The organism is Brachybacterium fresconis (genome assembly GCF_017876515.1).
Classification (GTDB): Bacteria; Actinomycetota; Actinomycetes; order Actinomycetales; family Dermabacteraceae; genus Brachybacterium; species Brachybacterium fresconis.
On the sequence record NZ_JAGIOC010000001.1, the window covers coordinates 1249083 to 1271136 of the forward strand.

General features: G+C 72.9%; 17 protein-coding genes. 10 read left to right on the top strand and 7 right to left on the bottom strand.

Features of this window, described 5'->3' with window-relative positions; translation table 11 throughout:
* The first annotated feature begins 70 nt into the window (after positions 1–70).
* Both JOF44_RS05715 and JOF44_RS05720 read left to right on the top strand, forming a co-directional pair.
* Positions 71–847 (top strand): Maf family protein, encoded by a 777-nt coding sequence (locus JOF44_RS05715; RefSeq protein WP_209888439.1) that lies wholly within the window; start codon positions 71–73, stop codon positions 845–847.
* Positions 848–901: 54 nt separating this feature from the next.
* A complete protein-coding gene (locus JOF44_RS05720; protein WP_245348865.1) occupies positions 902–2680 on the top strand; it encodes an acetyl/propionyl/methylcrotonyl-CoA carboxylase subunit alpha in 1779 nt (592 codons plus the stop codon).
* A 37-nt stretch (positions 2681–2717) separates the two neighbouring features.
* Here the strand turns inward: JOF44_RS05720 and JOF44_RS05725 are convergent, their stop codons facing one another.
* Entirely contained in the window at positions 2718–4193 is a 1476-nt protein-coding gene (locus tag JOF44_RS05725) for an NAD(P)H-quinone dehydrogenase (protein WP_209888443.1), read from the bottom strand.
* Between the two features lie 72 nt (positions 4194–4265).
* Here JOF44_RS05725 and JOF44_RS05730 point away from each other — a divergent pair, with 72 nt between their 5' ends.
* Both JOF44_RS05730 and JOF44_RS05735 read left to right on the top strand, forming a co-directional pair.
* The gene (locus JOF44_RS05730; RefSeq protein WP_209888446.1) at positions 4266–5117 is read left to right on the top strand and encodes a purine-nucleoside phosphorylase; all 852 of its coding nucleotides are present in this window, start codon (positions 4266–4268) and stop codon (positions 5115–5117) included.
* A complete protein-coding gene (locus JOF44_RS05735; protein WP_209888449.1) occupies positions 5117–6865 on the top strand; it encodes a phospho-sugar mutase in 1749 nt (582 codons plus the stop codon). The genes JOF44_RS05730 and JOF44_RS05735 overlap by 1 nt, the downstream gene beginning before the upstream one ends.
* Positions 6866–6944: 79 nt before the next feature.
* Here the strand turns inward: JOF44_RS05735 and deoC are convergent, their stop codons facing one another.
* Positions 6945–7610 carry a deoxyribose-phosphate aldolase gene (deoC, locus tag JOF44_RS05740; protein ID WP_209888452.1) on the bottom strand — a complete coding sequence of 222 codons (666 nt, stop codon included), beginning with the start codon at positions 7608–7610 and terminating at the stop codon, positions 6945–6947.
* 170 nt (positions 7611–7780) lie between these two features.
* Here deoC and JOF44_RS05745 point away from each other — a divergent pair, with 170 nt between their 5' ends.
* The 6 genes from JOF44_RS05745 (at position 7781) to JOF44_RS05770 (ending at position 15583) form a co-directional block, all read left to right on the top strand.
* Positions 7781–10015 carry an ATP-binding protein gene (locus JOF44_RS05745; protein ID WP_209888455.1) on the top strand — a complete coding sequence of 745 codons (2235 nt, stop codon included), beginning with the start codon at positions 7781–7783 and terminating at the stop codon, positions 10013–10015.
* A 42-nt stretch (positions 10016–10057) separates the two neighbouring features.
* Positions 10058–10864, top strand: coding sequence for a class I SAM-dependent methyltransferase (locus JOF44_RS05750; RefSeq protein ID WP_209888458.1), 807 nt, complete (start codon positions 10058–10060; stop codon positions 10862–10864).
* 172 nt (positions 10865–11036) lie between these two features.
* The gene (locus JOF44_RS05755; RefSeq protein ID WP_209888461.1) at positions 11037–12473 is read left to right on the top strand and encodes an Nramp family divalent metal transporter; all 1437 of its coding nucleotides are present in this window, start codon (positions 11037–11039) and stop codon (positions 12471–12473) included.
* A gap of 16 nt (positions 12474–12489) precedes the next feature.
* Positions 12490–13320 carry a FadR/GntR family transcriptional regulator gene (locus JOF44_RS05760; protein ID WP_209888464.1) on the top strand — a complete coding sequence of 277 codons (831 nt, stop codon included), beginning with the start codon at positions 12490–12492 and terminating at the stop codon, positions 13318–13320.
* A gap of 101 nt (positions 13321–13421) precedes the next feature.
* Complete coding sequence (locus tag JOF44_RS05765) at positions 13422–14432, top strand: L-idonate 5-dehydrogenase (protein ID WP_209888467.1); 1011 nt, start codon at positions 13422–13424, stop codon at positions 14430–14432.
* Between the two features lie 89 nt (positions 14433–14521).
* A complete protein-coding gene (locus JOF44_RS05770; protein WP_342591679.1) occupies positions 14522–15583 on the top strand; it encodes an NUDIX domain-containing protein in 1062 nt (353 codons plus the stop codon).
* 63 nt (positions 15584–15646) lie between these two features.
* On the opposite strand, the gene JOF44_RS05775 is transcribed toward JOF44_RS05770, so the two are convergent.
* The 5 genes from JOF44_RS05775 to JOF44_RS05795 all read right to left on the bottom strand — a co-directional run bounded on the left by JOF44_RS05775 (position 15647) and on the right by JOF44_RS05795 (position 21991).
* On the bottom strand, positions 15647–17005 hold the full coding sequence (locus tag JOF44_RS05775; RefSeq protein WP_209888469.1) for a thymidine phosphorylase: 1359 nt from the start codon (positions 17003–17005) through the stop codon (positions 15647–15649).
* Positions 17006–17099: 94 nt separating this feature from the next.
* Positions 17100–17516: a cytidine deaminase gene (locus tag JOF44_RS05780; RefSeq protein ID WP_209888472.1), complete on the bottom strand. Its 417-nt coding sequence runs from the start codon at positions 17514–17516 to the stop codon at positions 17100–17102.
* Positions 17517–17529: 13 nt separating this feature from the next.
* Positions 17530–18867 carry an ABC transporter permease gene (locus tag JOF44_RS05785; RefSeq protein WP_209888475.1) on the bottom strand — a complete coding sequence of 446 codons (1338 nt, stop codon included), beginning with the start codon at positions 18865–18867 and terminating at the stop codon, positions 17530–17532.
* Entirely contained in the window at positions 18864–20423 is a 1560-nt protein-coding gene (locus tag JOF44_RS05790) for an ABC transporter permease (protein WP_209888478.1), read from the bottom strand. The genes JOF44_RS05785 and JOF44_RS05790 overlap by 4 nt, the downstream gene beginning before the upstream one ends.
* Positions 20420–21991, bottom strand: coding sequence for an ABC transporter ATP-binding protein (locus JOF44_RS05795; RefSeq protein ID WP_209888481.1), 1572 nt, complete (start codon positions 21989–21991; stop codon positions 20420–20422). Before JOF44_RS05795 ends, JOF44_RS05790 begins: the two co-directional genes overlap by 4 nt.
* Positions 21992–22054 lie beyond the last annotated feature (63 nt).

Consider the following 22054-nt stretch of genomic DNA (forward strand, 5'->3'; position numbering starts at 1 on the left):
CCCGCTGCTTCCCCTTCCGAGCCCTCGACCTGGGCAACCCGCCGCTTTCCGTCCTCGAAGGAGTCCTGTCATGACGACGCCGTCCACGCCCCTCCCGGAGCCCGATGCGGTGACCGGCCTGCCGGACCACGATCCGCTGCTGCTGCTCGCCTCCGCCTCGGCCGGCCGCCGCGCCACGCTGCGTGCCGCCCGCATCGAGCACGGCACCCTGCCGGTCGACCTCGACGAGGAGGCGATCCTCGCGGCGGCCCGCGAGCGCGCCGCCGCCACCGGAGATCCCGAGGACGCCCTCACGCCTGCTGAGGAGGTGCTGCTGCTGGCCCGCGAGAAGGCGCTGGCCGCGACCGCCCGCAGCGAGGGCGGCTACGTGGTGCTCGGCGGCGACTCGATGCTCGAGCTCGACGGCGTCTCCATCGGCAAGCCCCACACCCCCGAGCGGGCCGCCCGGCGCTGGCGGGAGATGCGGGGACGCACGGCGACCCTGCACTCCGGGCACTGGCTGGTCGACGACCGCGACGAGGCCGACGGCGGCACGGCGGCGACCTTCGGGGCCACCGCGAGCTGCCGCGTCACCTTCGCGGAGGTGACCGACGAGGAGATCGACGCCTATGTCGCCACCGGCGAGCCCCTCGGCGTGGCCGGAGGATTCACCCTCGACGGCGTGGCAGGGCCGTTCGTCGAAGGCGTCGAGGGCGACCCGCACGCCGTCGTCGGCCTCTCCCTGCCGCTGCTGCGCCGGATGCTGGGCGAGATCGGCATCGCCGTCCACGAGCTGTGGGATGAGGCACTGCCCGCCAGCGCCGCCGGGGACTCCCCCGCCACCACGCCGCCGCCTGCGACCGCGTGAGCCCACGCGGTACTAGACTCGGCCTCTGCTGACTCCCGGAAGGAACTCTCGCCCATGCCCGCACGCTCCTCCAAGCCCCGCCCCCTGTCCACGGTGCTGATCGCCAACCGTGGAGAGATCGCGGTGCGGGTCGCCCGAGCCTGCCGGGATGCCGGGCTCCGTTCGGTCGCCGTGTACGCCGATCCGGACCGCGACGCCCTGCACACGCAGATCGCCGACGAGGCCTACGCCCTGGGCGGCACCACCGCCGCCAGCTCCTACCTGGTCGTCGACAAGATCCTGGACATCGCCCACCGCTCCGGGGCCGACGCGATCCATCCCGGCTACGGATTCCTCTCCGAGCGCGCCGACTTCGCCCAGGCCGTCATCGACGCCGGGCTGACCTGGATCGGCCCGCCCCCGTCGGCCATCGAGAAGCTCGGCGACAAGGTCTCGGCCCGCCACATCGCCCAGAAGGCCGGCGCGCCGCTGGTCGCCGGCACCAAGGATCCCGTCCAGAACTCCGACGAGGTCGTGGACTTCGCCCGCGCCAACGGGCTGCCGATCGCCATCAAGGCCGCCTTCGGCGGCGGCGGCCGCGGCCTGAAGGTCGCCCGGGAGGAGTCCGAGGTGCGCGAGCTGTTCGACTCCGCCGTGCGCGAGGCGACGGCCGCCTTCGGACGCGGCGAATGCTTCGTGGAGCGCTACCTCGACGCACCCCGGCACGTGGAGACCCAGTGCCTCGCGGACATGCACGGCACCGTCCAGGTGGTCTCCACCCGGGACTGCTCCCTGCAGCGCCGTCATCAGAAGCTGGTCGAGGAGGCGCCCGCGCCCTTCCTCTCCTCCCAGCAGAACGCGCAGCTGATCTCCTCCTCCAAGGCCATCCTGCGCGAGGCCGGATACGTCGGGGCCGGCACCTGCGAGTTCCTCGTCGGGGCCGACGGCACCATCTCCTTCCTCGAGGTCAACACGCGCCTGCAGGTGGAGCACCCCGTGACCGAGGAGGTCGCCGGCGTCGACCTGGTGCGCGAGCAGCTGCGCATCGCCGCCGGCGAGACCATCTCCGCACAGGATCCCGTCTCGCGCGGGCACTCCTTCGAGTTCCGCATCAACGGCGAGGACCCGGGTCGCGGCTTCATGCCCGCCCCCGGCCGGATCCAGCGCTACGACCTGCCCTCCGGCCCCGGTGTGCGCATCGAATCGGGCGTGCGCGCGGGAGACGAGATCTCCGGCGCCTTCGACTCCATGCTGGCCAAGCTCGTGATCACCGGCGCCACCCGGCAGGAGGCTCTCGAGCGCTCCCGTCGGGCGCTGGCCGAGTTCCGCATCGACGGCCTCCCGACGGTCCTGCCCTTCCACCGGACGGTGGTCGAGGACCCGGCCTTCGCCCCGGCCGACCCGGAGGAGCCCTTCACCGTCCACACCCGCTGGATCGAGACCGCCTTCCACAACGATCTCCCGGCCGCCCCGCTGCCCGCTCAGCCCGACGAGCCCGAGGATCGCGAGGCCGTCGTGGTCGAGGTCGACGGCCGCCGGGTCGAGATCAGCCTCCCCGCCTCCCTGCGCGCGCCGCAGCAGCCGGTGCACCAGCGCCGCAAGCGCAGCCACCGCGGGGTGGGCGAGTCCGCCGCCGGAGGCAACGCGGTGACGGCACCCATGCAGGGGACCATCGTGAAGATCGTCGCCGAGGAGGGCCAGAGCGTGGCCGACGGCGACCTGCTGGTCGTCCTCGAGGCGATGAAGATGGAGCAGCCCATCACGGCGCACCGCTCCGGGATCGTCAAGAACCTGGCCGCCGAGATCGGCGCGACCGTCTCGGCGGGCGCCGTGCTCTGCCAGATCGAGGACTGACCCGGGCAGGGCCTCCCCTGCGGGTCCCTCCGCCCTGTCAGCGGGTGACGGTGATGCTCGCGCGGCGGGCGACCTCCGCGAGGGAGCCGGTCAGCGAGGGGTAGACGGTGGACGTATCGGCGACCTGGTCCGCCGTGAGCCGATGGGCGACCGCCAGGGTGTAGGGCAGGATCAGCTCGCTGGCCCGCGGGGAGACCACCACCGCACCGAGCACGGTGTGGGAGCCGGGGCGCACGATGAGCTTCACGAAGCCCTCGGAGAGCCCCTGCATCTTCGCGCGGGGGTTCGTGTCCAGGGGCAGCGTGAGCACCTCGCCGGCGACGACGCCGTCGGTCACGTCCTGCTCGCTCACCCCGACCACCGCGATCTCCGGGCTGGTGAAGATCGCCGAGGAGACCTGCGCGGAGATCAGCGGGGAGACCGCATCGCCCAGGGCGTGGTGCATGGCGATGCGCCCCTGCATGGCGGCGACCGAGGCCAGCGGGTACACGCCGGTGCAGTCGCCGGCGGCGTAGACGCCGCGCACGGAGGTGCGCGAGACGCGGTCGGTGTCGATGTGGCCGCTGTCCTTGATCCGCACGCCCGCGTCCGCGAGGCCCAGGTCGGCGGTCCAGGGGATTCCCCCGAGAGCCATCAGCGCATGGCTGCCGGCGATCTCCTCGCCCGAGGTGAGGGTGACGATCACGCCGTCCTCCGTGCGGCGCACGGAGGCGGCGCGCGATCGGGACTGCACGTGCACACCGCGCCGGGCGAAGGCGTCCTCGAGCACGTCGGCCGCGTCCCCGTCGGTGCCGGGCAGCACCTTCGCTCGGGAGGAGACCAGGGTGACCTCGCTGCCCAGGGCCCGGTAGGCGCTGGCGAACTCGGCCCCGGTCACGCCGGAGCCGACCACGATCAGGTGCTCGGGCAGGCTCTCCAGCGCGTACACCTGGGTCCAGTTCAGGATCCGCTCCCCATCGCAGGGTCCGGTCTCCAGCTCGCGGGGGCGGGCGCCGACGGCCAGCAGGATCACGTCGGCCCCGAAAGAATCGTGCACCTCGCCGGAGGCGTCGAGGACCTCCACGGCGGAGGCCCCGGCGAGGCGTCCGCGCCCGTCGACGATCTGCACGCCGGCGTCCTCCAGGCTCGCGCGGATGTCCGCGGACTGTGCTGCTGCGAGGCGCTGGACGCGGGCGTTGACCGCGCCGAGGTCGACGTCCAGGCTCCCGGCCCCGGGCGCGGAGCCGTCCTCGGCGTCGCGGATCCCGAGCTGCTGGGAGGTGCCGACGACGTCGAGCACGTCGGCCGTGGCGATGAGGGTCTTGGAGGGGACGACATCGGTGAGCACGGCTGCTCCCCCGATGCCGCGCTCCTCGATCAGGACGGTCTCGGCGCCCTGGCGCGCCGCGGTCAGCGCGGCCTCGTAGCCGCCGGGACCGCCGCCGATGATCACCACCCGGGAACGGTCACCGGCACGGGCGACACGATGGGGGTCCGACGCAAGGGCGGTGCTGGGATCGCTCACGCCCTCCATTGTGGCCCACCGCGCCGAGGCCGGGGCCCGTTTCTGCGGCGGGGAGGCGGCAGCCTGCGTTACCTTCGATCCATGACTGAGACCTCCTCCGACCCGTACCTGCTCGCCCGCGACGCCGCCGCCGCGATCGCCGAGGCCAGCGGCGTCGCCTCCCATGACCTCGCCCTGGTGCTGGGGTCGGGCTGGGCCGGCGCGGCGGACCTGCTCGGCGAGACCGTCTGGCAGGCCGACGCCACCACGATCCCCGGGTTCCGGCCCCCGGCGGTCGCCGGCCACGTCGGCACCCTCCGCTCGATCCGCGTCGCGGGCAGCGGCGCCCGCGCCCTGGTCCTGGGCGCCCGCACCCACTTCTACGAGGGTGCCGGGGTCGACGCCGTCGTGCACGGCGTGCGCACCGCCGCGGCGACCGGCGCCCGCACGATGGTGCTGACCAACGGCTGCGGCGGGATCGATCCCTCCTGGGTCCCCGGCACCCCGGTGCTGATCTCCGACCAGATCAACTTCACGGGGGCGACGCCGCTGGCGGGCGCGAACTTCGTGGACCTCACCGACCTGTACACCCCGGCGCTGCGGGACATCGCCCGCGAGGTCGATCCGAGCCTCGACGAGGGCGTGTACATGCAGTTCCGAGGGCCGACCTACGAGACCCCCGCGGAGGTGCAGATGGCTCGGACCGTCGGCGCGCACCTGGTCGGCATGTCCACCGCCCTCGAGGCGATCGCGGCCCGTGAGGCCGGGATGGACGTGCTGGGCATCTCCCTGGTGACGAACCTGGCGGCGGGCATCAGCGCCCAGGCGCTCAGCCATCAGGAGGTGCTCGAGGCCGGCCGCGACGCGGGCCCGCGGATCTCGGAGCTGCTGGCCGAGACCGTCCGCCGCATCACCGGCGGCGCCCCGTCGGCCAGGACCGAGGGGAGGGCGTGATGACTCCCGACGACGGCGGCACCACCTCGCCCGCCCTCCTGGACCCTGCGCTCCACGAGCGCGCCGAGGCCTGGATCGCGGACGATCCCGACCCGGCGACCCGTGCGGCGCTGACCTCCCGGCTCGAGCAGGCCCTCGCCGGGGGTGAGTCGGCGATCGAGGAGATCACCGATGCGTTCTCCGGCGAGCTGGAGTTCGGCACCGCCGGGCTGCGCGGGAAGATGGGGCCGGGGCCGAACCGTATGAACCGTGCGGTGGTCTCCCGCGCGGCGCGCGGCCTGGCCGACCATCTTCTCGGCGACCTCTCCCTCCCCGAACCGCTGGTCGTGATCGGCTACGACGCCCGATGCAACTCGCAGGACTTCGCCCGGGCCTCGGCGGCGATCCTGACCGCTGCCGGCTGCCGGGTCCGCCTGCTGCAGCGGCACGGCCCCACGCCCCTGGTGGCCTTCGCCGTGCGGCACCTGGAGGCCGACGCCGGCATCGTGGTCACCGCCAGCCACAACCCTCCCGCGGACAACGGGTACAAGGTCTACCTCGGCGGCCGTGCCGCGGACGCGAACGGTCGCGGCGTGCAGATCGTGCCGCCCTCGGACGGACAGATCGCGGCCCGCATCGCCGCCGTCGGCCCAGCGAGCGCGATCCCCCTGGCCGAGACGGGCTGGGAGCTGCTGGGCGATCAGCTGCGCGAGGACTATCTCGCGGCGATCTGCGCGCTGCCGGACCCGGACGGGCCGCGGCAGGTGCGCATCGTGCACACCGGGATGCACGGGGTCGGCACCGAGACGGCGCTGGCCGCGCTGGCCCGCACCGGCTTCGCCGAGGTGCGCACGGTGGCCGAGCAGGCGGATCCCGATCCGGACTTCCCCACGGTCTCCTTCCCCAACCCCGAGGAGCCAGGCGCGATCGACCTCGCCCTCGACCTGGCTCGCACGGCCGAGGCCGACGTGGTGATCGCCCACGACCCCGATGCCGACCGCTGTGCGGCCGCCGTCCACGACGAGCACCTCGGCGACTGGCGGATGCTGACCGGCGACGAGCTGGGAGTCCTGCTGGGCGATCACCTGATCCGCCGTCACGGGTACGAGGGGGTCATGGCGCGGTCGATCGTCTCCAGCCGCTGGCTGGACCGGGTGGTGCAGAGCGCGGGGCTCGAGCCTGCGGCGACGCTGACCGGCTTCAAGTGGATCACCCGGGCTCCCGGCATCGTCTACGGCTACGAGGAGGCGATCGGCTACTGCGTGCTGCCCGAGGTGGTGCGCGACAAGGACGGTCTCTCGGCCGCGCTCGTGGTCGCGGAGATGGCGGCGCTGGCACGGGCCGAGGGGACGACGCTGATCGACCGGTTGGACGAGCTCGCCGCCGAGCACGGCCTGTTCGCGACCTCGCAGCTGTCGATCCGGGTCGAGGACCTCGCGGCGATCCCCGCGATGATGCGGCAGCTGCGCACCGCTCCGCCGACGCAGCTGCTGGGCTCCGCGGTGACCACCACCGAGGACCTCTCCGAAGGGTCGGTGCAGACCACCGGGCTGCCGCCGACCGAGGGCCTGCTGCTGCTCAGCGCGGAGGACACCCGTGTGGTGGTGCGACCCTCGGGCACCGAGCCGAAGCTGAAGTGCTACCTCGAGGTGGTCCAGCACGTTCCCGCGGGAACGTCCACGGCGGAGATGACGCGGCTGCGATCCCGCTCCGGCGAGCGCCTGGACCAGCTGCAGGGCGAGCTGCGCGAGGCGCTCGGGCAGTCCTGACGTCGGCTCCGCCGCGAACGGCTGGTCTCCGAGGAGCCCGACCGTCGCGGCGGACCAGGGCGGGCGCTGCCCGCCGAGGTCAGGACCCGCTGCCGGCGCCGCCCTCGAGGATCGCCCGCGAGGAGGACAGGCCCAGTCGGCTCGCCCCGGCGGCGACCATCGCCTCGGCCGCCTCGCGGGTGCGGATCCCGCCGGAGGCCTTCACGCCGAGCCGGTCGCCGACGGTGCGGCGCATGAGCTGGACGGCGTGCTCGGTGGCTCCGCCGGCAGGGTGGAACCCGGTGGAGGTCTTCACGAAGTCTGCGCCGGCGCGCTCGGCGACCTCGCAGACCGCGACGATCTGCTCGTCGGTCAGGGCGGCGGATTCGATGATCACCTTCAGCACCACCGGTGCCGGAGCGGACTCCCGCACGGCCCGGATCTCGTCCTCGACGTCCGCGTAGGCCGCGGCCCGGGCGAGGCCGACGTTCAGGACCATGTCGACCTCGTCGGCGCCCTTGGCCACGGAGTCCGCGGCCTCGGCGGCCTTGATCCCCGGGGCGTGCTGGCCGGAGGGGAAGCCGCAGACGGTCGCCACCGTGACGGTGGTCCGCACCGGGAGCATCGAGGGAGAGATGCACACCGAATAGGTGCCCAGGTCCTCGGCCTCGCGCAGCAGCGCGGTGACGTCGTCCCGCGTGGCTTCGGGCTTGAGGAGGGTGTGGTCGATGAGGGCGGCGAGCTGGTCGCGATCGGAAGTCGTCATGGTGCGATCTTGGCAGACAGCCCTCGCGCCGCGCATCCGGGACGGCGACGATCGGGTCGCGACCGAGGATCAGATCACGACCGAGGACCGGATCGGGGCCCCGGGGCCCGGCCGGTGGCCGGGGGCCGTGGCCCCGGGCGCGTGCCCGAGGCAGGATGTCGGCATGGACCATGATGTCGGACGGGACGAGGAGGCGTCGGCGGCCTGGCCCGGCGCCCGCCCACACGCTGACCCGCTTCGTCGGCCGGGAGTCCGAGACGTCGGACCTGGCGCAGCTGGTGTCGCGCTCCCGCCTGGTGACGCTGGTGGGCGCCCCGGGGGCCGGCAAGACCCGCTTGGCCGCCGAGACCTCACCCCTGCTGGCGGAGTCCTTCCGCGACGGGGTGCGACCGGTGGCGCTGGCCACCGTCTGGGCCCCGGGCGACGTGCTGACCGGGATCGCCGCCGCCCTCGGCGTCCGCGCCGACGACCAGGAGAGCCTGCTGGACGCCCTGCTCGCCGTGCTGCGGCCCGCCCGCACCCTGCTCGTCCTGGACAACTGCGAGCATGTGATCGGCCCGGTGTCGACCCTCGTCGAGCGGATCCTCGGCGCCGCACCGCGGGTGCGCGTCCTGGCCACCAGCCGGGTGCCGCTCGGGGTGCCCGGCGAGCATCTGCACCGCGTGGGACCCCTCGATCGCTCGGAGGCGTACGAGCTGTTCGTCGATCGCGCCCGGCTGGTCACGGACCTGGACCTGGACCAGGTGGGAGCCTCCTGGGTCCATCGCCTCTGCGACCTGCTCGACGGCCTCCCCCTGGCCCTCGAGCTGGCCGCCCGGCAGACCCGCGTGCTGTCCCTGCCCGACCTGGCCGAACGGCTCGACCGCGAGCTGGCCCGGACCGACGACCCCGGTTCCCCCGGGCCCGGGAGACCGACGATGGAGGCGACCCTCGCCGGGAGCTGCCGAATGCTGTCACCCGCGCAGAACGAGCTGTTCGATCAGCTCTCCGTCTTCTCCGGGGACTTCGACGTGCCGGCCGTCGAAGCGGTGGCCGCGGGCCTCGAGGACGTGGTCTGGGAGGTGGGCACCCTGGTGGACCACTCGCTGCTGTGGACCCGATCGACCGGCTCCGGGTCTCTGCGCTGCCGGATGCTGGAGCCGATCCGCCAGTACGCCGCCGCTCGCCTCGCGGCCCGGGGCGGGGCCGACCGGGTCCGCGAGCGACACGCCCGCTACTTCCTGGCCGCCGCCCGGACCGCCTCCCGCGGGCTGATGGACGTGGACGGACATCATCGGTACGCAGCGCTGCGGAGCATGGAGACGAACGTCCTGGCCGCCGTCGCCTGGGCCCGCAGGGTCGATCCGGACCTCGCCCTCCAGCTGCTGACCTGCCTGTCCGGCTACTGGGAGCACCGCGGCCATGTCCTCGAGGCCTGGACCCGGCTCGAGGAGCTCCTCGAGGACGGCTCGGTGTCGGTCCGGACCCGGGCCGACGCCCTGGTGGCCCTGGCCCAGCTCAGCTACCGCCGCGAGCAGTACCGGCTCGCTCAGCGGTGCACGCAGGAGCTGATCCCGCTCATGCAGGAGCTGGGCGACCACGACGGACTGGCCCGGGGCCTGAGAGCCCGTGCCCAGGCCTGCATGGCCGCCGGGGATCACGATGCCGCTCTCGCCTCGGCACGGGGCAGCGTCCCGGCGTTCCGCGAGACCGAGGACCGCCTGGGCGAGGCGTGGTCGCTGACGAGTCTGGGCGCCTGCTTGATCGCCGCGGGCCGGCTCGAGGAGGGTCTGGAGGCGGACCTCGCGTCCTGGAAGATCCTGCAGGCCGAGCCGGAGGCGCCCACGGTGGCCCGCTCCACCCACGTCGGTCTGGCGTTCGCCTACGCGAACCTGGGGGACACGGCGGCCCATCGCCGCCATCTGACCGCTTCGATCGAGGCCCTGCAGCAGGTCGGCGCGCTCGAGGGCGACTCCGAATGGCTGTGGGGGGCGGTGTCGCTGGCTCATGACGAGGGCCGCTGGGCCTCGGCCCTCCGGATGGCCGCGCTGGCTCGTGCGAAGGGCCGACGGGGCAGCGGCCTGATGCCCTTCGCGCGGGAGTTCTGCGACCGTGCGACCGACGACGCCGAGCGGCGGGTCGGCGCTGAACGAGCCGCCGACCTCGCCGAGCAGGGGGCGCGGATGACCACCGAGCAGGCTCTCGACGAGGCGCTGGGCCGTCCGGAGGCCGATGCCTCTCCCCTGACCCCGCGGGAGCGCGAGGTCGCTCGTCTGACCGGACAGGGGCTGAGCAATGCGGAGATCGCCGAGCAGCTGGTGCTCTCCCGGCGGACGGTGGAGACCCATCAGGACCACATCCGGCAGAAGCTGGGCCTGGCGACCCGGTACGAGGTGATGGCCTGGGCGATGTCAGGATCCGTGTGATCACGGATGGTGCCGACCTCGGTGCCGTTGCAGGCTCGAGGGATGACGGACATCACACAGGCCGACTACCTCTTCGACAACAGCACCGACGCCGGACTGACGCACATGGAGATGCTCTCGGCGATCTTCGACCGGCACAGCATCCAGGTCCTCGAGCGGACGGGGCTCCGGGCGGGCGCACGCTGTCTGGACGTCGGGGCCGGTTCCGGCTCGATCAGCCGCTGGCTGGCCGACCGGGTCGCTCCCGGGGGCGCGGTGACCGCCCTGGACATCGACACCAGCAGGATGTCGGAGCATCCCGGGGTGCGCATCCGCCGGCACGACCTCGACCACGGACTGCACGGGGACCTCGCCGGCCCGTACGACCTGATCCATGCCCGACTCCTCCTCACCCATCTCCCCCGCCGCCACGAGATCCTCCGCGAGCTCGTCGACGCCCTCGCCCCCGGCGGCTGGCTGGTGATCGGGGACATGACGGATCGACCCCTGGGCGTCCTGTCGGAGCACAGCGCCCGGGACATCGCCGTGTGGGAGCGGATCCAGCACCTCTCCCACGAGGTCGTCAGCCCCGCCGGCGGGATCGACTTCGGCTGGGCCCGGCGCATCGACGCCGCGATGGTCGGGGCCGGGCTGGAGGAGCTGCACGGCATAGAGGTCTCCGAGACCGTCGACGGCGGCTCCCCCGGGGCGCTGCTGCATGCCTCGCTCAACGCGCAGGCCGCTCGGCACCTGCTGGATGCGGGCGCCGACCCCTGGGAGATGGAGCGGTACCAGGAGCTCACCCGGGACCCGACCTTCCGCAGCTGGTTCTACCAGTTCATCTGCTGCCGGGGGCGCAAGCCCTTCTGATCCTCCGGTGCCCCGGCCCCTGCGGAGGGCCCGGGGCCGCGGACTCCTCGTCGACATCCGTCGAGATCTCACCTCTCTACCTATGTGATAGGTTGCCCGGCATTGGTGCAGCGCGGCCCGCCGGGGCGCGCAGCACGAGATATTCCCGCCCTGGCCCCGAGGAGTCCCGTCGATGTCGACGCCCACACCACTTCCCCGTCCCGCCGCAGCCGCGAGCGCTCCCACCCGCACGACCATCGGCGCCGACGTCGACCCGTACGTCGTCGACGGGTCGCAGACCACCGAGCCGCCGCGCAGCTTCCGGGGCAAGCTGAAGTTCCTCGGGCCCGGCATGATCACCTCCGCGGCCGTCGTCGGCTCCGGCGAGCTGCTCACCGCGACCACGCTCGGCGCCCAGGTCGGCTTCATGCTGCTGTGGCTCGTGCTGGTCTCCACCTTCCTCAAGGTCTGGGTGCAGATCGAGCTGGCCCGATGGTCGATCTCCACCGGCCGCGTCGCCCTGGACGGCTACGACGACGTCCCGCCGCGGGTCGCGAAGCGCGGCTGGATCTCCTGGCTCGTGCTGCTGATGTTCCTGCAGTTCTTCATCGGCCAGGCGGGCGTCATCAGCGCCTCCGCCTTCGCCTTCAGCTCCCTGTTCCCGATCGGCCCCGAGCCCTACTCGATGCTGTCGATCGGCAGCTGGGTCGCCATCCTCGTCGTGGTCGCGATCGGGATCCACGTCGCCAATCGCTACGCCGTGGTCGAGAACATCTCCACCGTCCTGGTGCTGCTGGTGACGGCCTTCGCCGTCGTGATGCTCTTCCTCCTGCACGGCACCGAGTTCGCCTGGACCCTGGGCGACGTGGCCGACGGGATGCGCTTCGAGATCTCCCTGGGATCGGCCGGCATCGCCCTGGCCATGTTCGGCATGACCGGCGTGGGCGCCGGCGAGACCACCGCCTACACCTATTGGGTCGTCGAGAAGGGCTATGCGAGCTGGACCGGGCCCAACGACGGCACCGAGAGCTGGGTCGCCCGCGCCCGCGGCTGGATCTCCGTGATGAAGGTCGACGCGTGGGTGTCCTGGGCGATCTACACCGCCTCCACTGCCGCCTTCTACATGCTCGGCGCCGCCGTGCTGCACCCCCAGGGGATCGTCCCCGAGGGCAACGACGTCATGACCACGATCTCCTCGATCTTCGACTCCGCCGTCGGCACCTGGGGCGGCGTCCTCTTCCTGCTCGGTGCGGGACTGGCCCTGTTCAAGACGATCCTCGCCAACGTTCCCAGCCTCGGCCGCCAGGTGGGGCACACGCTGTCGATCTTCGGCGCCTACGACTGGCGGGACCAGGTCGCCCGCGACCGCTGGCAGCGGGTCATCATGATCATCCTGCCGATCGGCTGGGGCATCCTGGGCACGGCGGTGTCCTCCCCGCTGGCCCTGGTGATCATCGCCGGCATCCTCAACGCGATCTACCTGATCGGCGCGGCGATCGCGACGCTCTACCTCGCGCGGACCCAGACCGATCCGCGCATCCGTGACGGCCGGCCGACCTCGGTGCTGCTGTGGATCTCCGCGATCGCCATCATCTTCGTGGGCGTCATCGGACTGTTCAATGCGTTCTGAGGTGCCTGAGGAGCCGATGGCCGGAACGCTCGGGGACACGACCTGGCGCTATCTGACCGCCGGGGACGATGCCCCGGGGTCCACGGAGCTGGGACGGACCTCGCTGTCGGATCAGGCGCGCCGCGCCGTCCTGGACCTGATCGACGAGCAGGGCCTCGGGGCCGGGGACGCGCTCCCCTCGACCGGGGCGCTGGCGGAGCGCTTCGCGGTGTCCAAGACCGTGGTGCGCGAGGCCCTCAGCGCCCTGGCCGCGCTGGGGATCATCGAGATCGCCAACGGCCGCAGCGCCACCGTGCGGGCACCGGACAGCTCTGTGGTCCGCTTCTACCTCTCCCGCGCCGTGCGCGACTCCCCCGGCGACGGCTTCACCGCGCTGATGGACCTGCGCAGCCCGCTCGAGATCCGCGCGGCGCAGGTGGCCGCGAGACGCTTCTCCGTCGCCGCGACGGAGGGCCCGCCGGCCACGGAGGCCGCCCGGGCCCGGCTGCGTGGGCTGCTGGCGGAGATGGACGAGGCCTTGGACGACTCCCGGCTCTATCCCGAGCTCGACCTGCGGCTGCACCAGGAGATCGCGCGGCTGAGCGGCAATCGGGCCCTGCACGGCATCCTCGAGGCGGTCAGCACGCCGCTGTTCCGTGCCATGCGAGATCTGCGAGCCACCCGGGATCAGCACGGGCTGGTCGGCGCCGAGCACGAGGACCACGCCCGCATCGTGCAGGCGATCCTCGACGGGGACGAAGCGGCCGCCGCGGCGGCCATGTCCGCGCACATGGTCTCCGTGGAGGCCTTCGCGATCCCCTCCCCCGGGTCGACCTCGGTCCCCGGGTCCGACGGCCCCGCCGTCTGACCCGCGCTCTCCTGCGATCCGCCCTCCGGCGGCGCCCCTCGCCGGCGTCGCCGCAGCCCCTCCCGGTGCCCCCGGCAGCACCTCGACCCGAAAGGCATCCCATGCGCTCCCTGGAGATCCACGGCATCGACGACCTCCGCGTCGTCGACCGCGACGACCCTGCTCCCGGACCCGGCGAGGTCCAGATCGCCGTTGAATGGGGCGGCATCTGCGGCTCCGATCTGGCCTATTGGCGCCGAGGCGTCTCCGGCACCGCGGTGATGAGCCATCCGTTCGTGCTCGGCCACGAGGTCTCCGGCCGCGTCTCCGCGCTCGGCGCCGGGGTGAGCGGACCGGGCGTGGGCAGCCCCGTCACGGTGCATCCGGCGCGGACCACCGGACCGCTCCCGGAGCGTCTGCGCGGACGCGAGAACCTCCACCCGGATCTGACCTACCTGGGCTCGGCCGCCGGTGATCCGCACACCGACGGCGCCTTCGCCCAGACGATCACGGTCCGCGCCGACCAGGTGGTGCCGCTGCCGGCCGGGCTCGACACCCGGCGGGCCGTGCTCGCCGAACCGCTGGGCGTGGCGATGCACGCCGTGACCCGGGCCGGCGACCTCACCGGTGCCCACGTGCTGGTCAGCGGGTGCGGCCCGGTGGGTCTGCTGGTCGTCCTGGCCGCTCGGGACGCCGGTGCCGCCCGGATCAGCGCCGTGGACCTCTCCTCGCCGGCCCGCGAGCGGGCGCTCGCCCTCGGCGCCGACGAGGCGCTGGAATCCGCCGCGGACATGAGCGAGGAGATCACCGTGGCCTTCGAGGCCTCCGGCGCTCCTGCCTCGCTGGACGGGATCCTCCGCCACATCGCGCGCGCCTCCGTCGTGGTGCAGGTGGGGAACCTCCCGCCGACCCCGATCTCGGTGACGCTGGGCCCGATAGTCTCCCAGGAGCTGGAGTACCGCGGCACCTACCGCTTCGCCTCCGAGATCGAGGACGCCACCCGCCTGCTGGCGCGCACGCCCCGGGCCGAGCAGGTCATCACCCACGTTCTCGACCTCGAGGATGCCCACGCCGCCTTCACCACGGCCGCCACCGACCCGGCCAGCAGCAAGGTCGTGCTCCGCCTGAGCTGATGCCCGCGGTCGGACGACCGTTCGGGCGCCCGGGGCAGCCGGAGCCCCGTCGTCGGAGGAGACGGCACGATCGCTTAGACTCGACGCCCGTGACGACTCCCGGACCCCTCCCCCGCCCGCCGCGGCGCATCGTCCTGCTCGCCGGCCCCTCCGGCAGCGGGAAGGGTCTGATGGGCCGGCGCTCGGGACTGCCCGTGCTGGGTCTGGACGAGTTCTACCGCGAGCACGACGACCCGGGCCTGCCCCGACGGTTCGGGATCGTGGACTGGGATGATCCGGCGTCCTGGAATGCCGGTGCCGCGCTCGAGGCGCTCACCGCCCTCGCCCACGACGGAGCAGCCGACGTCCCCGAGTACTCGATCTCGGCCTCGCGCCGGATCGGCAGCACGCGCCTCGAGGCCGGAGGCGCCCCTGTGATCATCGCCGAGGGCATCTTCGCCGCCGAGCTGATCGCCCCGCTGGCCGCCGCGGGCCTGCTGGCCGACGCGGTCGTGCTGCGCCGCCCGGTCCCGGTGGTGTTCACGCTGCGTCTTGCCCGGGACCTGCGCGAGCATCGCAAGCCGCCGCTGACGCTGCTGCGGCGCGGCTGGGGACTGGCCCGGGATCAGCGCGGGGACCTCGAGAGGTGGATCCGCGCGGGGATGCGTCCGGAGGGGCTGACCTCCGGGGTGCGCCGTCTCCGCGCCCTGACGGCCCTCGCCGAGGCGGAGGCCGCGCACGGTCCGGGACCCCGGGCCTCGGACGTCCTGCGGATCACGGCCGTCAGCTTCCTGCGTCCCGGCCCCCACGGCCCGGAGGTGCTCGCGGTGCGCAAGCGCGGCACGGGCACCTATATGCAGGTGGGCGGCAAGCTCGAGGCGGGAGAGACCGCACTCGAGGCGGCGGTGCGGGAGGTCGCCGAGGAGATCGGCGTACAGCTGGAGCCCCGCGATCTCGAACCGCTGGGGGATTTCGAGGCGGTCGCCGCCAACGAGCCGGACACCCTGGTGCGCTCGAGCGTGTTCGTCTGCCGCCGGGAACTTCCCGAGCCGATCGCCGTCCGGGCCGAGCTGGCCGACCACCGATGGGTGCGGGTGGACGATCCGGGCACCGGACCGCGCCTGGCCCCGCTGATGCTCGAGCACATCCTCCCGGCGCTGCGGGGGCTCTGAGGTCCCACCACAGTCCCCTGAGGCCCCGCCCTCCTCGGACGTCCCTCCCTCCTGGGAGCCGCCTCAGGCGATGCGGTCCCGCACGATCCTGCGCTCACCGGCCGCGGACCCGGGCGCCGCGAAGGTCCAGGACCCGTCGATTGCCGCGAGAGCCCGGTCCACGCGCTCCGGGGTGTCGGTGTGCAGCCGGGCCAGGACGTCGCCGGAGCGCACCTCGTCGCCGATGTGCGCCGTGATCTCCACGCCGGCGGCGGCCTGCACGGCCTCGCCGGGACGGGAGCGTCCGGCTCCCAGGCGCCAGGCGGCCACGCCCACGCCCATCGCATCCAGCCCGGTCACCACGCCGTCCTCGCGGGCCCGGAGGTCCTCGACGTGCCCGGCCGTCGGCAGCGGGGCGTCGACGTCTCCGCCCTGGGCGGTGATCATCGCCCGCCAGGTGTCCATGGCGCGGCCGTCGGCCAGTGCCGCCTCGACATCCGGATCGTGGATCCCGGAGGCCTCGAGCATCTCGCGGGCCAGGGCGCAGGTGAGCTCGACGACGTCGGCCGGTCCCCCGCCGGCGAGCACCTCGAGGGACTCGCGCACCTCGAGGGCGTTGCCGGCCGTGCGGCCCAGCGGGGCGGACATGTCGGTCAGCAGGGCGACGGTGCGCACCCCGGCATCGGTGCCGAGCTCGACCATGGTGCGGGCGAGTTCGCGGGCGTCGGCCTCCTCCGTCATGAAGGCCCCCGCCCCCGTCTTGACGTCCAGGGTGAGCGCCGCGGTGCCCTCGGCGATCTTCTTGGACATGATCGAGCTGGCGATCAGCGGGATCGCCTCGACGGTGCCGGTGACGTCGCGCAGCGCGTAGAGCTTCTTGTCCGCCGGGGCGAGCCCGGAGCCGGCCGCGCAGATGACCGCGCCGACCGCCTCGAGCTGCGCCATCATCTCGTCGTTCGACAGGTCGGCCCGCCAGCCGGGGATCGCCTCGAGCTTGTCCAGGGTGCCGCCGGTGTGGCCGAGCCCGCGCCCGGACAGCTGCGGGACCGCGACGCCGTAGCTGGCCACCAGCGGGGCCAGCGGGAGGGTGATCTTGTCACCCACGCCCCCGGTGGAATGCTTGTCGGTGGTGGGCTTGGACAGGGACCGGAAGTCCATCCGCTCGCCGCTGGCGATCATCGCGTCCGTCCAGCGGGCGATCTCGCGCCGTTCCATGCCGTTCAGGAAGATCGCCATGGCCAGCGCCGACATCTGCTCCTCGACGACCACACCGCGGGTGTACGCGTCGACGACCCAGTCGATCTGCTCGTCGCTGAGACGTTCATGATCGCGCTTGGCGCGGATCACGTCGACGGCGTCGAAGGGCTCGACGGCGGGGGTCGACGGCGCGGGGGCCGAGGAGACGGGAGCGGACGGGGCGGGCTCGGAGGATCCGGTGGTCATGGGGTGCTCCTCGGGAGATCGGGGCGTCGGCCGCGGTCAGATGGTCCGCAGCTCGGGCTGGAGAGGTCGGGCGGGAGTGTCGGGCGGGAACTCGTCAGGGGCGCAGGTCGGCGGGCCCGAAGGCCTGGGGCAGCACGGCATCCATGCCCAGCGGCCCCTCGGGGGTGAGGATCACGAGGTCGTCTCCGGCGTGCTCGGACAGCAGCTGGCGGCAGCGACCGCACGGCATGACCACCTCGCGCTGGTCGCGGCCGAGGTGCTCGGCGCCGCCGACGCAGACGAAGCGGGCCAGCCGTCCCCCGCCGCCGGCGATGAGCTCGCTGATGAGCCCGCATTCCGCGCAGAGGGTGACGCCGTAGCCGGCGTTCTCGACATTGCATCCGCGCACCAGGCGGCCGTCGGTGGTCAGTGCCGCCGCCCCCACCCGGAAGTGCGAGTACGGGGTGTAGGCGCGCTCGGCGATCTCGCGGGCCGAGGCCAGCAGCGTCGCGAAGTCGGACGTGGTGCTCATGCTTCCGATGGTCTCATTGCTTGACGTACGGGGTGCCGTTGGCGGCCGGGACCCGCACCCGGCCGACGACGCCCGCCACCGCGAACAGGGCGACGACGTAGGGGAGCATCAGCAGGAAGTCGCCGGGGATGTCGACGCCGCCCTGGGCGGCGGACATCGTGCCCAGCCGCAGCTGGAGGGAGTCCGCGAAGGCGAAGGTGAGCGCCGCCAGCAGCGCGCCGATCGGGTGGTAGCGGCCCAGGATCATCGCGGCGAGCGCGATATAGCCCTTGCCGGCGGACATCTCCTCGCCGAAGGCGACCCCGGTGCCGATGGTCAGCGTCGCGCCGCCGAGGCCGGCGACCGCGGAGCCCAGCATGACGTTGATCCAGCGGGTGCGGTTGACGTTGATGCCGACGGTGTCGGCCGCTCGGGGGTGCTCGCCGACGGACCGCACGCGCAGGCCCCAGCGGGTGCGGAACAGCGCCACCGTCAGTGCGGCGACGATGATCCACATCAGGTAGACCAGCACGTTCTGCTCGAACAGGACCCGACCGATGACCGGGATGTCCGCGAGCACCGGGATGCGCAGGGTGGGCAGGCGCAGCGGCGAGTTGAACATGCCGGGGTTCTGGCGCATCACGGTGCCGAAGAAGAAGGACGTCACGCCGATGGCGAGCACGTTCAGCACCACGCCGACGATGATCTGCTGGACCCGGTAGCCGACGGCGAACATCGCCAGCAGGGCCCCCATCACCAGGGCCATGAAGGGCGCGGCGATCAGGCCGACCCAGGCGCTGCCGGCCAGGGAGCCGACCAGGGCCGCACCGAAGGCGCCGAAGAGCAGCTGGCCCTCGATGGCGATGTTGATGACGCCGGCGCGCTCGGAGAGCACTCCGGACAGCGCCCCGAACGCCAGCGGCACCGCGAGGGCCAGGGTGCCCTGCAGCAGGGTCGCGACGCCGAGGGTCCGCTCCGAGATCACCCAGGTCAGGAACGCGAGGATCCACGCGAGAGCGAACACCGCGATCAGCGTGGTGCGCACCGCCGGGCGGGGACGGGCGACGCGGGCCTGCAGCAGCCACAGGGCCGCCGAGACGGCCAGGGCGATCACCGACAGCACGATCGCGGCACCCATGGAGGGGACCGTGATGCTCTGCGGGACGAGGCCGCCGGGGTTGATGTCCCGGGATCGGGCGAGGGCGTAGACGGACTCGGCACCGGGGATGCCGCGCAGCCCGAAGAGCACCAGCGCGATGACGCCGAGCACCGTGGTGGTCGCGGGCAGGTGCCACCAGCTGTCCGGGCGGACGTCGGCGTGGTCCGCGCGGATCTCGGGATCGTCCTGGACGACGGCGGGTGAGGTGGTCATCGCTGGTCTCCCTTCGCGTCGGTGGGCTCGTCGCCGTCGGTCGCGGGCGGGGTCGGATCGGGCGGGGTCGGATCCAGTGGTGTGTCCGGGGGCGGGGATCCGGGGGACGCGGTGCCGGAGGAGCCGGCGTCGGGTGATGCGGCGGCCGGTGATGCGGCGTCGGACGGGGCCGCGCCGGGCAAGGCGGCGGAGGCGGCGGACGCCGCGGCCGTCGTCCGTGCCCGGCGCACACGGGAACCGTCACCGGGATGGTCGATGCGGCGCAGGCCGACCAGGGTGCGCACGAGCGGCGGGGCCGCGATGAACAGCACCACCAGCACCTGGATGACCTGCACGAGGTCCAGCGGCACGCCCTGGTTGGTCTCCATGAAGCGGCCGCCGGTGGACAGACCCGCGAACAGCAGACCCGCCAGCACGATCCCCACGGGACCGGAACGACCCAGCAGCGCCACCGTGATGGCATCGAAGCCGATGCTGCCGGCGATGCCCTCGGTCAGTCGCTTCTCGGTGCCCAGCACGTGGACCGCCCCGGCGAGTCCGACGAGCGCCCCGGCGACGGCGAGGACCAGGAAGGAGGTGCGGGCCGTGGAGATGCCGGCGACCCGGGCGGCGCGCGGGTTCGAGCCGACGGCGCGGAACTGGAAGCCGAGGGTGGAGCGGCTCATCAGCCACCACAGGGCCGCGGCGCAGCCTGCGGCGAGGAAGATCCCGGCGTGCAGGCGGAAGCCGGAGCCCAGCAGGTGCGGCAGCGCCGCTGAATCCGCAATGGACGGGGAGGTGGGCTGTGCCTGGTTCGCGCCGGTGAAGGCGGCGGTCTTCAGGGCGAAGAACAGCAGGTAGGTCGCGATCCAGTTCAGCATGATCGTGCTGATGACCTCGTTGGCGCCGAAGCGGGCCTTGAGGAAACCGGCGATGCCGCCCCAGACGGCTCCGGCCAGCACGCCGCCGAGCAGGGCGAGCAGCAGGTGCACGACGATCGGCAGGTTCCAGGTGAAGCCGATGTAGCCGGCGGCCATGGCCCCGACGATCAGCTGGCCGGTGCCACCGATGTTGAACAGCCCGGCGCGGAAGCTGACGGCCATGCCGGCGGAGGCGATGATCAGCGGGGTGGCGACCGTCAGGGTCTCTGTCAGGGGGCGCAGCCCGGTCGCGAGGGCGGGGAGGAGCACATAGGTTCCGCTGCCGCCGGCGTCCCGCAGGTCCTCGGCCACCCGGGAGAAGCCGGGGCCGTCGAACACGGCGCCGCGGAACATGGCTCCGTAGGCGTGGGTGACGGACTGCCAGATCGCGGTCACGGCGTCGGTGGGTCGGTCGAAGAAGTAGCCGAGGGTGGCGCGGACCTCCTCGTCGGCGATGACGATGAGGACCGATCCGATCAGGAAGGCGAACACGAAGCTCATCACGACGACCAGCAGGTCGCCGCGGGCGATCCCCTGGAGCGTCCGGCTCAGGCGCGTCTCGGCCCGTTCCTCGGGCGGCGGCGGGGTCTCGGTGTCCCCGGATCCGACCCCGGGGGCGGATCCGCTGCCGGCGGGTTCGGCGACGGCGGTGCTCATACGATCTCCCCTTCGTCGGCGAGCTGCGAGTCGGTGGTGCGAGCGCCCTCGGCGACGGCGGTGCGGGCGGCGTCGGCCGTGTAGCCGGCCATCATCAGCCCGAGCACGTCGCGGTCCTCGTCGCCCGGGACGATGCCGAGGATGCTGCCGCCGTACATCACGGCGATGCGGTCGGCGAGCTGGGTCACCTCGTCGAGCTCGGTGGACACGATGACCACGGGGGTCCCCTGATCGCGCTCGTCGAGGATGCGGCGGTGCAGGAATTCGATGGAGCCGACGTCGACGCCGCGGGTGGGCTGCGAGGCGATCAGCAGCGAGAGCGTCCGGTTCAGGGCACGGGCCATCACGACCTTCTGCTGGTTGCCGCCGGACAGAGTGGACACAGCGGAAACGGTCGATCCGGTGCGCACGTCGAACTCGGGGATCAGCCTCTCGGCGTTCTCGCGGATCTCCCCCAGGTGCATCGCGAGGCCGGAGGCGAAGGGCGGGCGGTCGTGCTGGTCCAGCACGAGGTTCTCCGCGACGGTGAAGTCGGGCACGAGGGCGTCATGGGTGCGGTCCTCGGGGACGAATCCGACGCCGGCGTCGAGGACCTGCTTGGTACTGCGGCCGATGAGCTCTCGGCCTTCGAGCCGAGCGGAGCCGTGGACGGTGGTCTCCAGGCCCAGCAGCGCCTCGGCCAGCTCGGTCTGCCCGTTGCCCTGGACACCGGCGATGGCGAGCACCTCGCCGTGGCGCACGTCGAAGGAGACGCCGTCGAGGGTGCGGACCCCGGCGTCGTCGGTGACCCGCAGGTTCTCGACCTGCAGGGCGATCTCCCCGGGTGCGGCCGCGGCCTTGTCCTGGGCGAGGGAGACCTGGCGGCCGACCATGAGGGAGGCCAGCTCCGCCTGATCGGCCGACGGATCGGCCTCGCCGACGACCTGGCCGCGGCGGATCACCGTGATGCGATCGGAGACGGCTTTGACCTCCCGGAGCTTGTGGGTGATGAACACGATCGAGGTGCCCTCGTCGCGCAGCTGACGCATGATCGTCATCAGCTCGTCGGTCTCCTGCGGGGTGAGCACCGCGGTGGGCTCGTCGAGCACCAGCACCTCGGCGTGGCGGCTGAGCGCCTTGATGATCTCCACCCGCTGCTGGGCACCGACCGGGAGGTCCTCGACCAGCGCGTCGGGGTCGAGGTCGAAGCCGAAGCGGGCCGAGATCTCGCGCACGAGCCTGCGGGCCGCGGCGAGGTCGAGCAGGCCGCCGCGGGTCGGCTCGTGGCCGAGCACCATGTTCTCGGCGACGGTGAACACGGGCACGAGCATGAAGTGCTGGTGGACCATGCCGATGCCGGCCGCCATGGCGTCCCCGGGGTCGGAGAACGACCTCGGGACGCCGTCTATCACGATCTCGCCGCCGTTGGGGCGGTACAGCCCGTACAGGACGTTCATCAGGGTCGACTTGCCCGCGCCGTTCTCCCCCAGCAGGGAGTGGATCTCCCCGGGTTCGACGACCAGGTCGATGGCATCGTTGGCCACGAAGGTCCCGAAGGTCTTCGTGATTCCGCGCAGTTCGAGCTTCACGGTTCTCTTTTCGTCGTCCGTCGGCGTCGGCCGAGGTCATCCGCCGCGGAGCCGGCGTCGGCC

Excerpts from the sequence above, each read along its gene's own strand:
- JOF44_RS05735 (WP_209888449.1), top strand. The coding sequence starts at position 5,117 with ATGACTCCCGACGACGGCGGCACCACCTCGCCCGCCCTCCTGGACCCT.
- JOF44_RS05720 (WP_245348865.1), top strand. The coding sequence starts at position 902 with ATGCCCGCACGCTCCTCCAAGCCCCGCCCCCTGTCCACGGTGCTGATC.
- JOF44_RS05750 (WP_209888458.1), top strand. The coding sequence starts at position 10,058 with ATGACGGACATCACACAGGCCGACTACCTCTTCGACAACAGCACCGAC.
- JOF44_RS05715 (WP_209888439.1), top strand. The coding sequence starts at position 71 with ATGACGACGCCGTCCACGCCCCTCCCGGAGCCCGATGCGGTGACCGGC.
- JOF44_RS05755 (WP_209888461.1), top strand. The coding sequence starts at position 11,037 with ATGTCGACGCCCACACCACTTCCCCGTCCCGCCGCAGCCGCGAGCGCT.
- JOF44_RS05790 (WP_209888478.1), bottom strand. The coding sequence starts at position 20,423 with ATGAGCACCGCCGTCGCCGAACCCGCCGGCAGCGGATCCGCCCCCGGG.
- JOF44_RS05780 (WP_209888472.1), bottom strand. The coding sequence starts at position 17,516 with ATGAGCACCACGTCCGACTTCGCGACGCTGCTGGCCTCGGCCCGCGAG.
- JOF44_RS05775 (WP_209888469.1), bottom strand. The coding sequence starts at position 17,005 with ATGACCACCGGATCCTCCGAGCCCGCCCCGTCCGCTCCCGTCTCCTCG.
- JOF44_RS05760 (WP_209888464.1), top strand. The coding sequence starts at position 12,490 with ATGGCCGGAACGCTCGGGGACACGACCTGGCGCTATCTGACCGCCGGG.
- JOF44_RS05785 (WP_209888475.1), bottom strand. The coding sequence starts at position 18,867 with ATGACCACCTCACCCGCCGTCGTCCAGGACGATCCCGAGATCCGCGCG.
- JOF44_RS05765 (WP_209888467.1), top strand. The coding sequence starts at position 13,422 with ATGCGCTCCCTGGAGATCCACGGCATCGACGACCTCCGCGTCGTCGAC.
- JOF44_RS05725 (WP_209888443.1), bottom strand. The coding sequence starts at position 4,193 with ATGGAGGGCGTGAGCGATCCCAGCACCGCCCTTGCGTCGGACCCCCAT.
- JOF44_RS05730 (WP_209888446.1), top strand. The coding sequence starts at position 4,266 with ATGACTGAGACCTCCTCCGACCCGTACCTGCTCGCCCGCGACGCCGCC.
- JOF44_RS05745 (WP_209888455.1), top strand. The coding sequence starts at position 7,781 with ATGATGTCGGACGGGACGAGGAGGCGTCGGCGGCCTGGCCCGGCGCCC.
- deoC (WP_209888452.1), bottom strand. The coding sequence starts at position 7,610 with ATGACGACTTCCGATCGCGACCAGCTCGCCGCCCTCATCGACCACACC.